Genomic DNA, 19,712 nt, shown 5'->3' with positions numbered 1-19,712 from the left:
GACTTCAACCGAGCTTGAGGTCCTAGCGTCTATCTCACATCGATCGTCGGAGTTCGGGCCGTCGGACCGATGAGTTCCGTGGGGGCGGGCGGTCAGTCTTGTCGGAGAACAGCGGAGTTCCCTGACGTGCCCTGAGTTGTCCCCCATACACACCCGGAGACGCCGGAAAATCGTTCGCTCCTGTCACACCCCATAGATACCGTGGAGAGTTATGAACTCAGTCACAGTTCCCGCCGCCGCTCCCGGCGATGTCGCGACCTCCGATGTCGCGATCGAGGCCATCGACCTGGTCAAACGCTTCGGCGATTTCACCGCGGTCGACGGTGTCAGCTTCACGGTCCCGCGCGGGTCCGTGCTCGGTCTGCTCGGCCCCAACGGCGCCGGCAAGACCACCACCGTCCGCATGATGACCACCCTGTCACCGCCGACGAGCGGGACCGCCCGCATCGCCGGCTACGACGTCATCGAGCAGCCCGGCATGGTCCGACAGAACATGGGCCTCACCGGCCAGGCGGCCACCGTCGACGAGATCCTCACCGGTCGCGAGAACCTGCGCATGATCGGTGGCCTCTACGGCATCGGCCGCAAGACTTTGGCCCGTCGCTCCGACGAACTCCTGGAACAGTTCTCTCTCACCGAAGCGGGCAACAAACCGGTCAAGTCGTACTCCGGCGGTATGCGCCGCCGACTCGACCTCGCGGTCAGCCTGCTCGCGTCCCCACCCGTGTTGTTCCTCGACGAGCCGACCACCGGCCTCGACCCGCGGAGCCGCTCGGAACTGTGGGATGTCCTGCGTGACCTCGTCTCCGACGGGACCACCCTCCTGCTGACGACCCAGTACCTCGAAGAGGCCGACCAGCTCGCCGACGACATCGTCGTCATCGACAAAGGCAAGATCATCGCCCACGGAACACCGTTGCAGCTCAAGGAACAGGCCGGTTCGGCCAGCCTGGTGCTGACCGTGTCCCGCGGCGAAGATCTCCCCGCGGCCGAGGCGCTGCTGCACAAGAACGGTGCCGAGGTGTTCGTCGACGTCCCCGCACGTCGGCTCACCACCGCGTCCGGCGGCCTCGGGGACCTGCCCCGCGTCGCCGCCTGGTTCGACGAAAGCGGTATCGCCGTCGACGATTTCGGACTCGCACGCCCGAGCCTCGACGACGTCTTCCTGTCCCTGACCGGCCACCGCGCCGAGGACACCACCAACACCACCGATGAGGAGACCGCCTGATGACCACCACTGCCGAGAAAGACGCGGTGGTCGCGAACACATCGCGCGTCCATCCGACCACCCTGTGGCAACAGTCCTGGATCATGGTCAAGCGCAACATGATCCACACCAGACGCATGCCGGAGATGCTCTCCGACGTCACGATCCAGCCGATCATGTTCGTGGTCTTGTTCGCGTACGTGTTCGGTGCGTCGATCCAGACCGACAGCGCGTCCTACAAAGAGTTCCTGCTGCCGGGCATCATGGGGCAGACCATCGTGTTCACCGCGTTCATCGTGGCGTCGGGAATCACCGCCGATCTCGAGAAGGGCATCATCGACCGTTTCCGGTCGCTACCCATCCGACGGTCGTCGGTGCTGATCGGGCGGAGCATCGCGAGCGTCATGCACAGCTCCATCGGCATCGTGGTGATGTCGCTGACCGGTCTCGCGATCGGATGGCGCATCCGCGAGTCGTTCGTCGAAGCCGTTCTCGCGTATGGCCTGCTGCTCCTGTTCGGTTTCGCGATGATCTGGTTCGGCATTCTCATCGGCTCGTGGCTGCGCACCGTGGAGGCGGTGAACGGCTTCATGTTCTCGACGCTGTTCCCGATCACGTTCCTGTCGAACGCGTTTGTCCCGACCGACCCGATGCCCACCTGGCTGCGGACGATCGCCGAATGGAACCCGATGTCATCGCTCGTCCAGGCGTTGCGTGTCCTGTGGGGCAACGGTCCGGAGTTCGGTCCGGGTTCGGCGCTGCCGCTTCAGCATCCGGTGATCTCGACCATCATCTGGGCGGTCGCGCTGACCCTGGTCTTCGCACCGTTCGCCCTGCGTGCCTACAACAAGCGGACCATCGACTGAGAACCGCCAGGCAAGCACGCCGTTCCCCGAGTAGCGAGCCTGCGAGAGAATCCGTTCCCCGAGTAGCGAGCCTGCGAGCGTATCGAGGGGACTACAGCGGCCCGTTCAGGCAGTCAGAGTGATTGCCTGCAGCGGGTCGCTGTAGATCGCGTCCAGGGAGACCGCGCCGGCTGCCTGCTGCTGCACGCTGGCTCCCGAATGTGACACTCGCACATCACGCTTGGTGACGATCGAGGTCTCACGAACCGCGCGGGCCACCGTGGGCAGGGTGGTCGGGTAGTCGGTGAACGCCTGACCGCCGAGGATGATGTGGTCCGGGTTGAAGATGTCGGCGATGAGGCCGACCGTGCGGCCCAGCACCTCGGCGCGCTCCTCGAAGAGGGCGCGCGCGGTGGCGTCACCCGTACGGGCCAGGCCGTGCAGACCTTCGACGTCGGTCACCGAAAGCCCCAGCGCCTGGGCGGCTTCGACGATGCCGGTGTCGCTCACCGCGGGCTCGAGTCGACCCGTCCGGCGCGGGTCGAGCAGTGTGGTGGCGCCGGTCGGGAAGTGACCGATGACCGGAGGTCCCGCGGTCGGGGTGTGCACGGTGCCGCCGACGCTGAAGGCGATGCCCAGCATCTCGCGGGCGTAGAAGTACAGGAAGCTCGACTGCTCGTCGACGGGGTTCAGTACCAGCTCGGCGGCGGCCATCGCCTCGACGTGCGAGGCGACGGACACCGGCAACCCGATGGCCTCGGCGATGACCCGTCCGACGGGAGCACCTTCCCAGCCGAGGCGGGGATGGTCGACGATGCCGCCCTCGGCGACACGGCCGCCCAGCGCGACGCCAACCCAGAGCACGCGCTTCCCGGTCCAGCGCTCGGCGAAGCGGCGGGCGCTCACGCCGATCGCGGCGAGGGTTTCCTCGGGGGTGTCGGCCTCGGGGGTCGGGATCTGGATGGCGCCGACCACGCGGTGGAGCAGATCGTGGGTGGTGATCGAGGTGACCTTGTAGCCGATGTGGATGCCGAGGGTGAGGAACTCGGCGAGGTTGACCTCGAAGGGCAGGCGCGGGCGTCCGATGGCTCCCGACGGGGCGAGGTCGGCGCGTTCGCGGATCAGACCGGCCTTCAGCAGGGCGCTGACCTGGCGGTTGACCGTCGAGATACTCAGACCGGTGCGCTCGGCGGCGTCATCACGGAACAGCGGCCCGGCCAGTCGCGCGGCCCGGAGGACGAGCGCGGCCGGTTTGTTCGACAGCTCGAGGCGCGGCGTCGAGACGTGCACCCGCTGATCCCCCCTGTTCAAGCCGCGTCGGTCCGCGACCGATCCCGGGACCCGGGGCGACGGCACCGACGAAGGTACGGATGACAACGGTACTGGCTGGCGGTTGACCTGCGGCCCGCGGCGCACCGGACGCGATGCAGGTCGGCGGGTCAGCGGAGTGGGTGCGGTCCGCAGGGTACGGCCGGAGATCTCAGGAAGAATTGCGGTCATGATGTCCTCGTCGAAAAACCCCACGCTCTAGACGGCGGGGCAGGGTGGCTGAAGTGCTCGGGAGAAGAGACTTGGAGCGACACCCCGGAACGAGGCGTCGGCTCAGCGCATTCGACGACAACAACAGAGAACGCGAGCGAGCGGCAGACGGCAGCCCAGAGCGGTGGTCACATACGTGACCTCCGACAGGTTGCGGTCGACACTCGTCATGCGGATCAAACTAGCAACGCGGCCCCGTCGCGGCAAGACCGTTCCTCCAGGTGACGGAGGTTTCCGGAGCGGGGTCACATGCGTTCACCGGCGAATCCAGCCTCGCCGACGACGCCCCGCGCGGGTTGCGCTCAGGGTGATTCCAGAGCCGCACGCTGCGGCTACCCGACCTGCGTCCCATCGCCGAGCAGACCAAGGGCCGTTGATCTCGCCGGGTCGAGTGTGTCGGTGATCGGCGGTAAATTGTGAGCATGACCACAACCGCGGGTGAGTCCGTCTCCGACGCCGATTTCCTCGAGATCGCCGAACCGTTCCGACGCGAGATCATCGCCCACTGCTACCGGATGATGGGCTCTCACCACGACGCCGAGGACCTCGCCCAGGAGACCTTCCTGCGCGCATGGCGTGGTTACGCCAAGTTCGACCACCGTTCCTCGGTGCGGACCTGGCTGCACAAGATCGCGACCAACACCTGCCTCACGGCATTGCAGAGTTCCCAGCGTCGCCCGCTTCCGTCCGGGCTCGGTGGCGATGCCTTCGACCCCACCGACGACCTGCTCCAGAACCACGAGGTGCCATGGCTCGAGCCGTATGCCGGCACCGTCGACGAGATCGCCCCCGGCGACGACGCCGACCCGGCCTACGTCGTCGGCGCACGGGAATCGGTGCGGCTGGCGTTCATCGCCGCCCTGCAGCACCTGCCGGAGCGACAGCGGGCCGTGCTGATCCTGCGTGACGTCCTGCAGTGGCGGGCCGCCGAGGTCGCCGACACCATCGGCGTCACCACCGCGACCGTCAACAGTCTTCTGCAGCGTGCCCGAGAGCAGCTCAAGACCACCCGCCCCCAGGCGGAGTCGGCGAGCTCGGATTCGTCGGTCCTCGACGACGACGCCAAGCGGGAGCTGCTCGCCCGGTATGTGTCGGCCTTCGAACGCTATGACGTCGACGCGATCGCCGAGATGTTCACCGACAAGGCGATCTGGGAGATGCCGCCGTTCACCGGTTGGTACCAGGGCCCGGAGGCCATCGGAACCCTCATCCGCAAGAACTGCCCGGCAGAGAAGGCGGGCGACCAGATCCTGCTGCCCACGGCCGCCAATGGGCAACCGGCGTTCGGCCTGTACATGCGCGAACCCGACGGCGTCCATCGGCCGTTCCAGCTCCAGGTCCTCGACATCGATCCGGTGGCGAAGAAGGTCGGGTACGTGGTGGCCTTCTTCAGCGACACCCTCGAAGAGGACTTCGCCAGGTTCGGACTCCCCGCCACTCCGTACGACGCACCCACACGGACCGCGCCGAGCCCCTGGCACTGAGGTCGGCGCCCGGGTCAGCCGTCGGGGTTCTGCGGCAGCTGAGAGGGGTCCATCCAAACCACCTCCCAGGCGTGATCGTCCGGATCGCAGAAACTGCAGCAGTACATGAACCCGAAGTCCTCGGGTTCGCGCAGCGGGGTGCCGCCGGCTGACAGTGCAGCGCTCACAAGGCGGTCGGCGTGCTCCCGGCTGTCGGCGGAGAACGAGACGAGCGCTTCGCGCCCCCGTGCGGGCTCGGCGATGCGCCCGGCCGCGAACCCTTCGAAGCGTCGTCGTTGCATCAGGATCACCATCGCGGCGTCGTTGATCGGCATGCACACCGTGGCCGGATCGCAGAACATCTCGTCGAATCGAAAGCCCAGCGCGCCGAAGAACCGTCGTGATCGCGCGACGTCGGCGATCGGCAGATTGACGAAGAGCATCGATGCCACGGCTGGCCTCCAGTCGAGATCGGGGTACTACCCAATACAGACCAGCCCGCGCAAGGGAACTCATCGGCGTCTAATAGTGTGCAGTCATGGGCGTCATCTATCTTGTGCGGCACGGTCAGGCTAATGCGTTGGCGTACGGCGTATCCGACGCCACGGATGACCTCCGGAACGGGCCCGGCGGACTCACCGCGACCGGTGACACCCAGGCCGCGGTGTCGGGTGCATTCCTTGCCGGTCAGGTCACCGGATTCACCGCCGCCGTGAGTGGCAACCTGCCCCGCCAGAGCCAGACCCTCAACGGCGTCCTCGGCGCGTTCGAGACGCGGCCGGACACGCAGGTCGATCCCGGCTGGAACGAGTACTCACTCCCCGCGCTCGTGGGACACGCGTCGCCGGAGATGTACCGCGACGGCCGCAACTACCAGCAACAGCTGGACAAGGGGTTGGCCGCGTGGATCGCCGCAGGTGAACACGATCCCGAGCCGGGACCCGACGGTGGGCCCGCGGAGAGCTACCCGCAGTTCCAGGCACGTGTGCACGACGCCGCGGCTCGGGCGACAGAGATGGCCGGATCAGGTCAGACGCTTCTGGTGGTCTCCTCGGCGGGCACCATCACGCAGTGGATCGCCCAGCTCTGGGGTATCTCGGACGAGCAGTGGCCGAAGATGGCGCGCTCGATGGTGAACGCGTCCATCACCAAGCTGATCGTGGGCCGGCAGGGTGTGACCGTCGTGTCGTTCAACGAACACGGCCACCTCTCCGACCGCGAGGGCGGGATCTCGACCTTCCGCTGAGAAGATCAGCGGCGCAGCGGGTCTGACCTCGATACGGCCCTCGGGTAGCCCCTCGGACCTACTCGGCCAGCGGGATTCGTCGGCCGAGTAACAACACCCGCACACAGCAACGCCCCACCCCGCCGGCCGAGTAACAACACCCGCACACAGCAACGCCCCACCCCGCCGGCCGAGTAGCGTCGGCCGAGCGAAGCGACGCCCCCACCCCGCCGGCCGAGTAGCGTCGGCCGAGCGAAGCGACGCCCCCACCCCGCCGGCCGAGTAGCGTCGGCCGAGCGGAGCGAGGGCGCCGCGTATCGAGGTCTTACGCCCGATACAGATTGGTGCCCGGGCGGGTGAGTACCACGTTCGGGAGCACCGCGAACCGCGACAGTTGCGTGATCGAGTGTGCGACGACGGCGACGTCGGCGGCGGTGATCATCTCGTCGGCGGGGATGCGGTCCTTGAGCCAGTCGGTCATGTCGGTGTTGACGTAACCCGGCGCGATCGTCGTCGCGCTGACGCCGTTCTCCGACTCCTCGAGATTGAACGTCTCGCACAGGGAGATCAGCGCGGCCTTGGTCGCTCCGTAGGCAGAGAGTTCGGGTTCCGGGTAGACACCGGTGATCGATGCCACCGCAATCACTTTCGCCGCACCGACGGATTCCGCGGTCGCCCGCAGCGTCGGCAGCACCGACTGCAGCAGGATGTACGGTGCCCGCACGTTGACCTCGTAGAGCCGGTCGAATCGCTTGACCGGCATCTGCGCCACCGCACCCTTGGACCCCATGCCCGCGTTGATGATCAAGGCATCGCAGCGCCCGAAAGCATCGGCATGCGCGGTACCGAGTGCGGTGATCGCGTCGGCGTCGGTCATATCGGCCGGGACGACCTCCACCCGACCCGCGCCGCGCTCGCGGAGCTCGGCCGCCTTGTTCTCCAACGCTTCGCGGCCTCGGGCACTGATCGTCAGGTCCCAGCCATCGGCCGCGAACCTCTCGGCGATCGCCGCCCCGATTCCCCGGGACGCGCCGGTGACCAGCGCGGCCCGGGTGTTCGACACTTCACTCATGCACTTGCCCCCCGTGTTTTCTTCTCTGTCCGTTGTCGAATCAGCTGACGTGACGCAGACCGGCGGCGATGAAGGCCGCGGTGGCCTCACCCGCACGCTCGGCACCATCGCCCGACGACGCACCCGAGAGCGCGCGGTAGGTGATGCCCTCAGCGATCACACCGAGCTTCAGGTTGGCCAGACCGAGGTAGAAGTCCCAGTCGCCGAGGTCGGAACCGGTTGCGGTGGAGTACTTCTGCGCGATCTCGTCCACGGAGGCGTAGCGATCGCTGGTCCATGCCGCGGAGAAGCCGAGCACCTGGTCGAAGACCCCGGTGCGATAGACGCACATCAGCGCGACGTCGGTGAGCGGGTCGCCGAGGGTCGACATCTCCCAGTCCACGACGGCCGCGATCTGCGCCGGGTCGTTCGCGTCGACGATGGTGTTGTCGACGCGGAAGTCGCCGTGCACCACCGATTCCCGGGCCTGTTCCGGCACCCGCTCGGACAGCGCCTCGACGAGGCGGTCGACATCGGGCAGTTCGCGGGTCTTCACGTGACCCCACTGCCGGGCCCACAGCTTCACCTGTCGCGCAGCGAATCCGGCCGGACGGCCGAACTCGCCGAGGCCGACGGCCTGGTAATCGACGGCGTGCAGGTCGGCGAGGGTCCGGACGAGACCGTCGAGGTTGGCGGCCACCTCGTCGTCGGAGTAGGCGGCGAGATCCTCGGCCGTGCGCACCACCCGCCCGTCGACGAATTCGACGACGGTGCACGGCGCCCCGATGATCGATCCGTCGGCGTCGAAGGCGACCGTCTTGGCGACCGGCACCGAGGTCGACTGCAGCGCACTGGTGACGGCCCACTCACGGCCCATGTCATGAGCGGACGGGGTGAGGCCGCCGGTGGGTGGGCGACGTGCCACCCACGAGGTCACGCCGTCGGTGACGGTGTAGGTCAGGTTCGACTTCCCACCGCTGATGAGTTCGATGGAGAGGTCACCGGCGAGTTCGACGCCGTTGTCGGTGAGGAGCCGACGGAGCTTGTCCGCCTCGAGGGCTGATTCGACCCCGGTCATTTCGCAACCGCCGCGGCCTGTGCCTTCTTCGCGCGGCCGACGGCGCGGCGCGCGATGGCCCAGCGGTGGACCTCGGAGGGGCCGTCGTAGACGCGGAACGGACGGAGCTCCTGCGCCAGGCGTGCGATCGGCAGGTCGGCGGAGACACCGAGGCCGCCGCACATCTGGATGCTGCGATCGGCGATCCGCGAATACGCCTCGCCGGCAAAGGTCTTGGCGATCGAGGTCTCGTCGGAGGCGTGGTTGCCCAGGTCCAGTTCGTGGCAGGCCTTGAGCAGCAACGCACGCGAGGCCGCCAGGTCGATCTCGTTGTCCGCGACCATCTGCTGGATCATGCCGAGGTCGCCGAGTCGGCCACCGAATCCCTCACGGCGCGAGACGTAATCGACAGCGACGTCGTGGCAGCGCTTCGCTGCGCCGAGCCAGCGCATGACGTGGGTCATGCGCGCCGGGCCGAGGCGCACCTGTGCGTAGCGGTAGCCCTCGTCGACCTCGCCCAGGATGTCCTCGTCGGGGACGAAGACGTCGTCGAAGGTGACCTCGCAGTGCCCGCCGATCATCGCCTTGTCGATGGTGTTGATGTGGCGGCCCACGGTGATTCCCGCAGTGCCGGCCGGAGCCAGGAACATCGTGGCGCCGCCGCGATCTCCCGGCGAGCCCGCGGTGCGGGCCATGATGATGAAGAAGCCCGCGCCCTCGGCACCGGTGATGAAGTGCTTCTTGCCGTTGATCTTCCAGCCACCGTCGACGCGGACCGCCTGCGTGCGCAGCGCATTGGGGTCCGAACCCGCACCCGGTGCCGGTTCGGTCATCGCGAAGGCCGAGCGGACCTCACCGGTGGCGAGCGGGGCCAGGTACTTGTGGCGCTGCTCCTCGCTGGCGATGCGCTCGAGCATGTGGATGTTGCCCTCGTCGGGCGCACCGATGTGCAGCGCGACGGGACCGAAGGTGGAGTAGCCTGCTGCCTCGAAAACCGGTGCGCGGTCGGCCATGTCCAGTCCCAGCCCGCCGAACTCGACCGGCGCGTGCGGCGCGAAGATGCCCTCCGCCTTGGCCTTTGCGTTCATCTCACGACGCAGGTCGTCGCCGCCGGCCGCGGTGATGTCGCCACCGTTAGCGTCCTCGAGCGGCAGCACGTAGTCGCGGACGAAGCGTTCGGTCTTCTCGACCAGCTCGACCACCGCGGGATCGTGGCGCAGGTCTATGGGCATCGTGACTCCTTTGGCTGGACCGACGGGAACAAACCCCGACGCCGACCGAGCGATCGTTCGGCCGTCCATACCTTGCCAGGCGATGCGATCCCGGTCAAGGCTGACCGGGTGAAATCCGTGCCCTCAGTTGGTGCGGTAACCGACCAGGGCGCGGGCGAGCTGGAGGTTTCGGGAGATCAGTTCGTCCGGCCCCAGCAGACCGTCGAGTTTGAACCAGGTCGAGACACCGACACACATCGTCGCCACAGCCCGGGCGGCGTCCTTCGGGTACTCGGTGGTGAAGTCGCCCGCCTCCACGCCGGCGAAGACGATCTCGTCGACCATCCGCTGCTGACGGTCGCGATGGCCGATGTACTTCGGCCGATAGTCGTCGTCGAGGCTGCGGATCTCCGTGGAACCGACGAAGGCCTGCTCGCGCCGGTACATGTGGAACCGCAGCAGCGACTCGACGACTGCGTCGAACTGCCTGACCGGTTCCGGGCCGGCTTCGAGGATCGCTGCCTCCGAACGGGCCAGCAGGTCGGTCATCGTGCGTTCGAGCAGGCCCTGCAGCAGAGACTGCTTGGACGGGTAGTGGTGGTACAGCCCCGGCACCGAGAGGTTCGCCCGCGCGGCGATCTCGCGCACCGAGGTGCCGTGGTAGCCCTGCTCGGCGAACGCCGCAAGAGCTGCGGCCAATGGGATCGGGAGCTCGGGCTCGCCGTAGTCGCGCCAGGCGCCGAGGGGTTGCTTCGCCGGTCGCACGTCGGTTTCGCCGGTTCCGCTGCTCATGGGATCGACCATATCTGCCTGCGGAGCACTACTCACCATCGGCGCTGCCGTGGGGCAGGCTCTTCTCCAGGATGTCCGCCGGGGACACGAGCAACGCGACACTGAGGTCCACGACCTCCGACTTCGAGAGGTCGACGTCCCCCTCGAGCCAGGCGGCGAGCAGACGACTCAGCCCACCCACCTTGTAGTGCGCCACGCCCGCCGCCTCGGCCGAGCCGACGTGCACGTCGAGCACCGACGAGGCGCTCTGGAGTGTCAGGCCCGCGAACAGCGTGGTCGACTCCATCCGCTTCGCGGCGATCACCGGGCTGAGCAGGGCCTGCGAGAACAGGAGCCGGCCCTTGCGTCGATCCTGGTCGATGAGGTCGACGATCGCGGCGACCGCTCCGGACACCTTGGTGCGCATGGTCTCGCCCTCGGAGAACGCCGCCAGACTCGAGTGGGCGATCTCCTCGATGACCCCGTCGTACACCACTTCGACGAGCTGATCGACCGACTCGAAACTCTCGTAGAAATACCGCGCGGTCAGCCCGGCCCGCCGGCAGACACCGCGCACCGTGACCGCTTCCGCGTCATCGGCTCCGAGCAGGTCGAGGGCTGCGTCGATCAATGATGTGCGCCTTCGCGCGACCCGGGTGTCCCCGCCCTCGCCGCCGTAGGCGCGCAGGGAAGCCGCCGAATCCGACGCAGCAGTGTCGGACCCGTTATCCGGGTTCGAAGGTCCTCTTCCCATGGTTCCTATCTTGACACCCCGGTAAGTTCATGTTTTATAAAACAGGAAACATACGTTTCCTAAATCCGACCAGGAGGGGTTCGATGGCAACGGAGCCTATCACCAGTGGAAGTTCGGCCCTGTCGCCGCAGACACCCGCCGATGTGACCGCTGAGGTCACCGAATTCCTCACCGCCGAGCGCCCGGACACCGAGTTCCTGCCGTCGACCGCGCGCATGTCCCGCGCCGAACTCGACGCCCTCCCGTCCGCCGAGGATCTCGATCCGCTCGGCATCGGCGTCATCGCCGGCGCCGCGAACGTGATCATGCAGCTGAGCCTGCCCGCGGTGGGATACGGCGTCTACGAGAGCCGCGTCGACTCGGGCAACCTCTTCAAGCATCCGCTCAAGCGGGGTCGCACCACCCTGAGCTACCTCGCGGTCGCGGGGCTGGGCAGCGCCAAGGACCGCAAGGCCTACCGCAAGGCGATCGGCAAGGCCCACGCGCAAGTCCGCTCGACCGCCGACAGCCCGGTGAAGTACAACGCCTTCGACCCGAAGCTGCAGCTCTGGGTCGCGGCCTGCCTCTACCGCGGCACCGAGGACGTCCATCGGATCTTCGGCGGGATGACCGAGGTGACCGACGAGTTCTATCAGGCCGGGGCCGTCCTGGGCACCACGCTGCAGGTCCCGCGCGAGGCCTGGCCGGCCGACCGCGAGGCCTTCGAGGAGTACTGGAACTCCACCGTCGAGACCCTCGAGATCGACCCGGTCATCCGCGGGTACCTGTTGCAGATCGCCCGCGCCGAGTTCCTGGGGCCGGTCGTCGCCAAGCTGCTGGGATGGTACTTCGAGATCCTGGCGATCGGCTTCCTGCCGGAGAACTTCCGCCGCAAGATGGACGTCCGTCTGTCGCCGTGGCAGGAGTTGTTCTTCGCCAAGCACAACGCCGTCCTGCGGGCGATCATCACCCGGGCGCCCAGGCCGGTACGCAGCTTCCCGTTCAACGTGCTGCTCGCCGACGTCCGCTGGCGGATGCGCACCGGCCGTCCACTGGTCTGAGCTCCCTGTCCCGGTTGGGGGAAGCCCGTCCCGCTCATCGCGAGCGGGACGGGCTTTTCGGTTGGGACCCGTTTTCCGGCTCAGACCCTCCGCAACGCCTCGCGATCGAGTGCGGTGACGTCGGTGTGGCCGGCCAACCCGAGGGTGAGGTCGAGTTCGGCGATGATGTCGGCCACCGCATCCCGGGCGCCCTCGGCACCGGCGAGGGCCAGCCCGTACATGTGCGGCCGGCCGATACATGCGGCGTCGGCGCCGAGCGCCAGTGCCTTGAACACGTCCGACCCGGTGTAGATACCCGAATCGATGAGCACTTTGATCCGGCCGTCGACCGCGGGTGCGATCTCGTCGAGGGCGTCGATGGTGCTGATCGAACCGTCGATCTGGCGTCCGCCGTGGTTGGACACGATGATGCCGTCGACCCCGGCGTCGACGGCGCGACGGGCGTCGTCGGGATGCAGCACGCCCTTGAGGACGATCGGCAACGACGTGCGCTCGCGCAGACCGGCGAGGTCGTCCCAGCTCAGTGACGGACGCGAGTAGATGTCGAGGAAGGTCTGCACCGCGGCCCGCGGTTGGGCCGAGGTGAGATTCGACAGGAAGCGTCCCGGCGCGTTGCGGGTGATCGAGATCAGGGTCGCGATGGCACCGAGGGAGACCTCCGGCCGCTCCTCGGCAGCGGTGCGCAGGCGGTCGGCGACGATGTCGACGAAGCGTCGGTCGGAGGTGTACTGCGCGATCCCCTCACCCCGCGCGAACGGCAGCGATCCCAGGTTCAGATCCTGTGGCCGCCAGCCGAGCATCGTGGTGTCGAGGGTGACGACCACCGCGTCGGCCCTGACCGCCGCCGCACGGGCCAGCAGACTGTCGACCAGGTCGTCGTCGGTGGACCAGTACAGCTGGAACCAGCGGGGGGCTCCCGGGGTCACGCCGTCCATCTCGGCCGCGACCGTCTCCATCGGCACACTCGCCTGGTTGGAGAAGATGTAGGGCACACCGAGCTCCGCGGCGGCGTGACCGATCAAACGGTCCGCCTCCGGGGCGGCGAGAGAGCCGGCACCCACCGGCGCGAACAGGACCGGTGCCGGGATGCGACGTCCGAACAGTTCCACCTCGAGGTTCCGCGCGGAGACGTCGCGCAGGATCCGCGGGACGATCGCCCAGCGGTCCAGGGCCTGCCGGTTGGCCGCCATCGTGCGGCCCTCACCGGCGCCACCACCGATGTACGCCCACGCCCGAGCCGACATCGACCGCTTGGCCCGACGTTCGAGCTCGGCGAAATCCGTTGGCACGCGGGGCTTTCGACGATGGACACCAGCGGTGTAGATGTCATTCTGCCGCGCTCGCCCGTATCCCGTGGTCATGGGAGCCGATCGTAACGTCGGCATCGCGGGACCCGGGGAGGATTCCCGGACCGGGGTGTCAGCGTGTGGCGACAGCCGTCGCGCCGGCCGCTGCGACCGTCACGACACCGACCGACGGCCAGGCGCCGATCTTCTTCGCGAGCGGATGCGAACCGCCGAATGCCGCCAGGTATCCGGCGAGCAGTCCCCCGGCCACCGCCGGGCCCTGCTTGACCGCCCACTGCCGGGTACACCAGGCACCCGCCGCAGCGAGAACCACCCCACCGAGCTCTCGACGGCCGCTGTAGCGGGCCGCCGCGAAGCCGCCGACCAGACCCACAGCCACCACGGGCACCGTTGCATCCACTGCCATGCGACCAACCTACCGGCATCTCCGGACCCCTATGCGCCCCGGACGTGGCGTCCCTGCGCCGCGGCCTCCCGTCGGCGGGTCGGGGGCGGTGCGCCACGGACTGGCCGAGAACCCCGCGGCCCGGCTCGAGCACGGGCGTCGATCCGCTGGGAACCGCCCCTGGCTTCCGCCCCAGTCCAAAAAGCGCCCCTGGGAACCGCCCCTGGCTTCCGCCCCAGTCCGAAAAGCGCCCCTGGGAACCGCCCTCCAGAGTGGCACCGCGAACGATCTGTCGCCGGCGGCGCTGTGGAGGGTTCTTTTCGGGGGCGGTTTTCGACGCCGGGCGGAAATCGGGGGCGCTTTTCAGGGGCGGTCTTCGACGCTCACGGCGGTGACCCATCCGACGGGTGTCATCGCACCGAAGACCGGGTACCCGCAACCGCGCCGACCCCGCACCCCGGAAGGGCCTCGCCATGACACAGACCGCCGAGATGACCGACTCATCCCTCCCCCACCGGCCTGTCCTCGACCCGAACTCCGGGCTCCGCGCGATCGACGACGCGACGACCGACCTCGAACTCGTCGAGGAGGTGCTGACCGCCCACTTCCGCCGACATGCACTGACGCTGAACAAAGTGGGTGCCGAACTGAGTCCGGCGTCGGACGCCATCGCTGCCCGCATCGGCGGGGGCAAACGCCTGCGCGCCGCCTTCTGCCTGTGGGGTGCCCGCGGCGCCGCCCACGGCCGGTCGGTCCCCGGTGTCGTCGAACTGGCGTCGGCGATCGAGCTGTTCCACTTCGCCGCCCTGGTCCACGACGACGTGATGGACGACTCCGACACCCGCCGCGGCCTGCCCACCATCCACCGTCTCTTCGCCGACACCCATCGCGCGGTCGGTCGCCGGGGCGACTCCGACACCTGGGGCACCGCGGTCGCCATCCTCGTCGGCGACATGTGTCTGTCGTGGTCGGACGACCTGGTCGCCGCGGCGGTCGACACCGTCGAGCGCCACACCCGCCAGGCCGTCCGTGAGACCTGGACCGAGATGCGCGACGAGGCGTACGCGGGCCAGTACCTGGACATGCTCAGCCAGACCGAGGACCACACCGATCCCGACCGGACCGAACGCGTCCTCCGGTACAAGAGCGCCCGCTACAGCATCGGCCAACCGCTCCGGCTCGGCGGCACGCTCGCCGGGGCCGACGCCGACCTTCTCGCCGATTACGACCGCATCGGGATCAGCGCCGGTGAGGCATTCCAGTTGCGCGACGACATTCTCGGTGTCTTCGGCGACGAGAAGATCACCGGGAAGCCGGCGATCGACGACATCCGTGAGGGCAAGCGCACCATGCTGATGGCGCTGGCCGAGGAGTCCGCGACCTGGACGGAACGACGGATCATCGCCAACTGCCTCGGCAACCCGGACCTCGACGCCACCGGCGCCGCGCAGATGCGCGACGTCGTGGAGTCCACCGGCGCCCTCGAACGCGTCGAACAGCGCATCGTCGAACTCGCCGAGGACGCCCTGGCGGTCGTCGCGGATGCATCGGTGGACGAACTGACACGTCAGGCCCTGACCTCGCTCGTCGAACGCTGTGTGTGGCGCCGCTCATGACCCCATCTGCTGTTCCGACGGTCGAGCTACGCATCTGGGGCGTCGACCGGGTGATGCCCGCGCTCGGCCGGATGGCGTCGGGCCGGCGAGCATTGCGCGCCACCCCCGGACTCCGCTTCGCCAAACTGCTCGGCACCGGCACCGCAGAGACCTTCACGATGGAGAGCGCCGACCTGCGGCACTGGGCAGCGCTCACCGTCTGGCACGACGACGATGCGGCTCGCGCATCGTCGAATTCACGAGTGCTGCGACGCTGGCAGGACTCGAGCACCGAGGAACTGCGCATCACGATGCGGCCGTTGCGATCCAAAGGCCGATGGTCGCGGGTCGACCCGTTCGGCCAGGAGCACCAGGGTTCGGCGGCTGACCGTGCACGAGACCGGACGGGACCGGTCGCCGCACTCACCCGAGCCCGGCTTCGGCCGACGACGATGGCGTCCTTCTGGCGGGCGGTCCCGCCGGTCGCCTCGGAACTTGCCGGCGCGCCGGGCAATCGGCTCGCGCTCGGTGTCGGCGAGATGCCGATCGGAGTCCAGGGGACCTTCTCGCTCTGGGACTCCACGCGCGACCTCACCGACTTCGCCTACCACTCGCCCGCACACAAGTCCGCCATCGCGCGCACCAAACCCGCCCGTTGGTACGCCGAGGAACTGTTCGCACGGTTCGCCGTCCTCGACGTGACCGGGACCTACCAGGGAAGATCGGCATGAGTACCTCCGCCACCACCCCGACACCACCTTCACCGCCCGAGGTGCGAGGAACCCCTACCGGAGCATCCCCATCGCCTGAGGTGAAGACATCGCTCCGTCATCACCTCATCCCGGTCGCATGGGTTCTCCTCGCCGCCACCATCGGGGTGCAGATCGCCTTCCCGCTCACCGGGGGTGGCACACTCCCGCTCACCGTCGCGAGCGTCCTGCTCCTGGCGTCGGCATCGGTCCTCCATCTCGCCGCCACCCGCGGCTTCGGAACCGCGATCGCACTGGTCGTGATCGCCGGCGGCGGTGGTCTCGTCGCCGAGGCGATCGGTGTCAGCACCGGATTCCCCTTCGGCACATACGCATACACCGACGGTCTGGGCCTCAAGCTTCTCGGTGTCCCGGTCCTGGTGCCCCTGGCCTGGATCATGATGTCGTGGCCGGCGCTCGCCGTGACGCGACGACTCGTCGGCGCCATGCGGTTGTCCGGTACGCGGGCTCGCGTGGTGACCGCCTTCCTGGGGGCGTACGCGCTGACGGCCTGGGATGTCTTCCTCGATCCGCAGATGGTCGATCAGGGCCACTGGACCTGGCAGTTTCCCACCCCGTCGCTACCCGGCGTCGACGACATCCCGTTGACGAATTTCGCGGGCTGGCTTCTGGTCTCGTTCCTGATGATCGCTCTCCTCGATCGGGTGATCGGTGCCGGCGACACCGCCGACGCCGACGACTCGGTCCCGGTGACCGCCTACCTGTGGACCTACTTCTCGTCGGTGATGGCGCACGCGATGTTCTTCGGTCGCCCGACGGTCGCACTGGCCGGTGCTGTGGTGATGGGTGTCGTCGCGATCCCGCTTCTCGTGCTCGAAGTGCGGTCGCTGCGATACAGGAGACATGGTGCGAGCGTCTGACCTCTGGCGCCGCACGGTGACGGTCGGGACCGGCCTGTCACTGGCGTCACTCGCCCTCACCGTCGACAACGCGATCCGCGTGCGCCGCCCAGGTCTCGCAGACATCCCTCCCGCCGAGCCTCTTTCGGTGTTGATACCGATGCGGAACGAGATCGCCCGGGCCGAACGCTGCATCACCGCCGTCCTCGAGGCCGTCGACCGATGGCCCGGCCCTGCCCGCGTCCTCGTGCTCGACGACGGTTCGGTCGACGGCACCGACGCCCTCCTCGCCCGGTTGGCCGCCCACGACGACCGACTCGAGGTGTTCGAGGGCTCCCCACCACCACCGGGCTGGCTCGGGAAGTCCTGGGCCTGCCGACAGTTGGCCGACAACGCCGCCCCCGACGGTGTCCTCGCCTTCGTCGACGCCGACGTCGTGGTCGAACCCCACGCATTCACCTCGTCATTCGCCTTGTTGCGCAACGCCGGACTCGATCTCGTGAGTCCCTACCCGCGGCAGGTCGCCACCAGTGCTGCCGAACGTCTGGTGCAGCCCCTGTTGCAGTGGTCGTGGCTCAGCACACTCCCGCTGGGACTCGCCGAACGGTCCCCGCGCGAATCCCTGACCGCCGCGAACGGCCAGTTCCTGATGGTCGACACCGCCACCTATCGCCGCGCCGGCGGACACGAGGCGGTCCGTGACGTCGTCCTGGAGGACATCGCACTCCTCCGCGCGATCAAGGCCGCGGGCGGTCGGGGTGTGGTGGCCGAGGGGAGCACGGTCGCAACCTGCCGCATGTACGACGGCTGGGACGAAGTCCGTGCCGGGTACCGGAAGTCACTGTGGTCCGCCTTCGGCTCACCCGCCGGGACGTCGGCGGTGACCGCCGGTCTGTGTCTCATGTATGTGATCCCGGCGCTGGCGGCTCTGACCGGTTCACGCATCGGATGGGTGGGGTACCTCGCCGGCGTCGCCTCGCGACTCGTGTCCGCGCGGACAACCGGGGGACGCACGTTCCCCGATGCCCTGGGGCATCCCGCGTCGATCGCTCTCTTCACCTTTCTCGCCGCGGATTCGACGATCGCCCGTCACCGTGGGGAACTGGAGTGGAAGGGACGCACCATCGAGGTTTCGCGATGAGCCGGGTCATCGTCATCGGCGCCGGCGTCGGCGGACTCGCCGCGGCGATGCGCCTGCAGGCGGCCGGCCATGACGTCACCGTGCTCGAGCAGTTCGACACCGTCGGTGGCAAACTCGGCGTGATCGAGCATGACGGTTTCGTCTTCGACACCGGCCCGTCGCTGGTCACCATGCCGCATATCCTCACCGAGTTGTTCGACGACACCGGCGCCCCGGTGGACGAGTTCCTCGCGCTCGAGCGGCTGCCGGTCGCAGCGCGCTACCGGTTCCCCGACGGTACGGTCCTCGACCTGCCCGACACGCTCGACGACATCCCCTCCGCCCTGGACGACGCACTCGGCCCCGGTTCGGGTGACGAATGGTCGGCGTTCCTCGAACGCGCGCAGGCGATCTGGGATGTCACCCACGGCCCGTTCCTCGAGTCGCCGATGAGTGTCCGGACGATGATCGGCGGGATCGCCACACCCTCCGACGTCCGAACCGTGGCGCCGTGGAAAACGTTGCGGGGTCTGGGTTCCGAATATCTCAGCGATTCCCGGTTGGCGATGCTGCTCGACCGTTACGCGACTTACACCGGTTCTGATCCGCGTCGTGCTCCGGCGGCCCTGGCCTCCGTCCCGTGGGCCGAGCAGGCCTGGGGTTCCTGGTATGTCCGCGGCGGCCTCGGCCGGATCGCCACCGCGATGCGGGATCGGTTCCTCGCCTTAGGCGGTCGGATCGAGTTCGGGGTCGAGGTGTCCCAGGTCTCGACGGATGCACACGGCCGGGTCGACGGTGTCGAACTCGCCGACGGCAGCCGCCGCTCCACCGATCTCGTCGTGGCGAATGCCGACGCCCGCCAGGTCTTCGACCGCCTCGTACCCCGCCGCTCCGTTCGCATCCCGTCTGCGCTGCTACGGCGTTCGACCCCGTCGTTGTCGGGTTTTGTCCTGCTCCTCGCGCTCGAGAACCCGCCCGCCGACCAGGCCCACCATCACGTGTTGTTCGCCGAAGACTACGACGAGGAGTTCGACGCCGTCTTCGGTTTCAACGGCCCGCCGCGACCCGTCGCCCGTCCGACCGTCTACATCTCCGCGCCCGACGATCCCGAGATCGTCCCGGGTCCTGATACCGCGGCCTGGTTCGTGCTCGTCAATGCGCCGCGACACGACCCGGAGAACGGAGTCGACTGGGACGCAGCAGGTCTCGCGGACAAGTACGCCGACCAGATCATGCAGGTGATGGCCGACCGCGGTCTCGACATCCGCGATCAGGTCCGTCACCGCCTGCTAATCACACCGGCCGATCTCGAACGCCGCACCATGACCCCCGGTGGCTCGATCTACGGCTCGTCGTCGAACGGCCCGCGCGCTGCCTTCCTGCGGCCGAAGAACACGTCACCCATCCCGGGCCTGTACCTGGTCGGCGGGTCGTCGCACCCCGGCGGCGGACTCCCCCTGGTGATGTTGTCGGCGAAGATCGTCGCGGACCTGATCGCACAGTCGCCCACTCCCTGAGGTGCGAGAGGGCGCG

General features: G+C 68.2%; 19 protein-coding genes. 10 read left to right on the top strand and 9 right to left on the bottom strand.

Annotation, left to right across the window (positions count from 1 at the left end):
* Positions 1-211: 211 nt before the first annotated feature.
* Together LQD00_RS10090 and LQD00_RS10085 are read left to right on the top strand one after the other, a co-directional pair.
* Positions 212-1,228: an ATP-binding cassette domain-containing protein gene (locus tag LQD00_RS10090; RefSeq protein ID WP_232716999.1), complete on the top strand. Its 1,017-nt coding sequence runs from the start codon at positions 212-214 to the stop codon at positions 1,226-1,228.
* A complete protein-coding gene (locus LQD00_RS10085) occupies positions 1,228-2,073 on the top strand; it encodes an ABC transporter permease (RefSeq protein WP_232716998.1) in 846 nt (281 codons plus the stop codon). The genes LQD00_RS10090 and LQD00_RS10085 overlap by 1 nt, the downstream gene beginning before the upstream one ends.
* A gap of 105 nt (positions 2,074-2,178) precedes the next feature.
* On the opposite strand, the gene LQD00_RS10080 is transcribed toward LQD00_RS10085, so the two are convergent.
* Entirely contained in the window at positions 2,179-3,342 is a 1,164-nt protein-coding gene (locus tag LQD00_RS10080) for an ROK family transcriptional regulator (RefSeq protein WP_308195951.1), read from the bottom strand.
* A gap of 671 nt (positions 3,343-4,013) precedes the next feature.
* Here LQD00_RS10080 and LQD00_RS10075 point away from each other — a divergent pair.
* The gene (locus tag LQD00_RS10075; RefSeq protein WP_232716996.1) at positions 4,014-5,075 is read left to right on the top strand and encodes a sigma-70 family RNA polymerase sigma factor; all 1,062 of its coding nucleotides are present in this window, start codon (positions 4,014-4,016) and stop codon (positions 5,073-5,075) included.
* A gap of 14 nt (positions 5,076-5,089) precedes the next feature.
* Here LQD00_RS10075 and LQD00_RS10070 read toward each other — a convergent pair whose 3' ends face one another.
* On the bottom strand, positions 5,090-5,506 hold the full coding sequence (locus tag LQD00_RS10070) for a VOC family protein (protein WP_232716995.1): 417 nt from the start codon (positions 5,504-5,506) through the stop codon (positions 5,090-5,092).
* Positions 5,507-5,592: 86 nt separating this feature from the next.
* Here LQD00_RS10070 and LQD00_RS10065 point away from each other — a divergent pair, with 86 nt between their 5' ends.
* Positions 5,593-6,300, top strand: coding sequence for a histidine phosphatase family protein (locus LQD00_RS10065; RefSeq protein ID WP_232716994.1), 708 nt, complete (start codon positions 5,593-5,595; stop codon positions 6,298-6,300).
* A gap of 304 nt (positions 6,301-6,604) precedes the next feature.
* Here the strand turns inward: LQD00_RS10065 and LQD00_RS10060 are convergent, their stop codons facing one another.
* The 5 genes from LQD00_RS10060 to LQD00_RS10040 form a co-directional block, all read right to left on the bottom strand.
* Positions 6,605-7,351 carry an SDR family NAD(P)-dependent oxidoreductase gene (locus LQD00_RS10060; protein WP_232716993.1) on the bottom strand — a complete coding sequence of 249 codons (747 nt, stop codon included), beginning with the start codon at positions 7,349-7,351 and terminating at the stop codon, positions 6,605-6,607.
* A gap of 40 nt (positions 7,352-7,391) precedes the next feature.
* On the bottom strand, positions 7,392-8,408 hold the full coding sequence (locus tag LQD00_RS10055) for a phosphotransferase family protein (protein ID WP_232716992.1): 1,017 nt from the start codon (positions 8,406-8,408) through the stop codon (positions 7,392-7,394).
* Entirely contained in the window at positions 8,405-9,619 is a 1,215-nt protein-coding gene (locus tag LQD00_RS10050) for an acyl-CoA dehydrogenase family protein (protein ID WP_232716991.1), read from the bottom strand. Before LQD00_RS10050 ends, LQD00_RS10055 begins: the two co-directional genes overlap by 4 nt.
* A gap of 123 nt (positions 9,620-9,742) precedes the next feature.
* The gene (locus LQD00_RS10045) at positions 9,743-10,390 is read right to left on the bottom strand and encodes a TetR/AcrR family transcriptional regulator (protein ID WP_232716990.1); all 648 of its coding nucleotides are present in this window, start codon (positions 10,388-10,390) and stop codon (positions 9,743-9,745) included.
* 28 nt (positions 10,391-10,418) lie between these two features.
* Complete coding sequence (locus LQD00_RS10040) at positions 10,419-11,123, bottom strand: TetR/AcrR family transcriptional regulator (RefSeq protein ID WP_232716989.1); 705 nt, start codon at positions 11,121-11,123, stop codon at positions 10,419-10,421.
* An 83-nt stretch (positions 11,124-11,206) separates the two neighbouring features.
* Here LQD00_RS10040 and LQD00_RS10035 point away from each other — a divergent pair, with 83 nt between their 5' ends.
* Complete coding sequence (locus LQD00_RS10035; RefSeq protein WP_232716988.1) at positions 11,207-12,163, top strand: oxygenase MpaB family protein; 957 nt, start codon at positions 11,207-11,209, stop codon at positions 12,161-12,163.
* Between the two features lie 80 nt (positions 12,164-12,243).
* Here the strand turns inward: LQD00_RS10035 and LQD00_RS10030 are convergent, their stop codons facing one another.
* Complete coding sequence (locus LQD00_RS10030; RefSeq protein ID WP_232716987.1) at positions 12,244-13,524, bottom strand: alpha-hydroxy-acid oxidizing protein; 1,281 nt, start codon at positions 13,522-13,524, stop codon at positions 12,244-12,246.
* Between the two features lie 58 nt (positions 13,525-13,582).
* Entirely contained in the window at positions 13,583-13,876 is a 294-nt protein-coding gene (locus tag LQD00_RS10025; protein ID WP_232716986.1) for a hypothetical protein, read from the bottom strand.
* A gap of 452 nt (positions 13,877-14,328) precedes the next feature.
* Here LQD00_RS10025 and LQD00_RS10020 point away from each other — a divergent pair, with 452 nt between their 5' ends.
* The 5 genes from LQD00_RS10020 to LQD00_RS10000 all read left to right on the top strand — a co-directional run bounded on the left by LQD00_RS10020 (position 14,329) and on the right by LQD00_RS10000 (position 19,696).
* Positions 14,329-15,471, top strand: coding sequence for a polyprenyl synthetase family protein (locus tag LQD00_RS10020; protein WP_232716985.1), 1,143 nt, complete (start codon positions 14,329-14,331; stop codon positions 15,469-15,471).
* Positions 15,468-16,181: a monooxygenase gene (locus LQD00_RS10015; RefSeq protein WP_232716984.1), complete on the top strand. Its 714-nt coding sequence runs from the start codon at positions 15,468-15,470 to the stop codon at positions 16,179-16,181. Before LQD00_RS10020 ends, LQD00_RS10015 begins: the two co-directional genes overlap by 4 nt.
* Before the next feature lie 80 nt (positions 16,182-16,261).
* Positions 16,262-17,080 (top strand): carotenoid biosynthesis protein, encoded by an 819-nt coding sequence (locus LQD00_RS10010; protein ID WP_232716983.1) that lies wholly within the window; start codon positions 16,262-16,264, stop codon positions 17,078-17,080.
* Positions 17,067-18,200, top strand: coding sequence for a glycosyltransferase (locus LQD00_RS10005; protein ID WP_232717104.1), 1,134 nt, complete (start codon positions 17,067-17,069; stop codon positions 18,198-18,200). Before LQD00_RS10010 ends, LQD00_RS10005 begins: the two co-directional genes overlap by 14 nt.
* Positions 18,197-19,696 carry a phytoene desaturase family protein gene (locus tag LQD00_RS10000; RefSeq protein ID WP_232716982.1) on the top strand — a complete coding sequence of 500 codons (1,500 nt, stop codon included), beginning with the start codon at positions 18,197-18,199 and terminating at the stop codon, positions 19,694-19,696. The genes LQD00_RS10005 and LQD00_RS10000 overlap by 4 nt, the downstream gene beginning before the upstream one ends.
* The last annotated feature ends 16 nt before the right edge of the window (positions 19,697-19,712 follow it).

The organism is Gordonia metallireducens (assembly GCF_021245825.1).
In the GTDB taxonomy this organism is placed as follows: domain Bacteria; phylum Actinomycetota; class Actinomycetes; order Mycobacteriales; family Mycobacteriaceae; genus Gordonia; species Gordonia namibiensis.
Note: the sequence above shows the minus strand (reverse complement) of the source record. Positions and strands in the feature narration are given on the sequence as shown.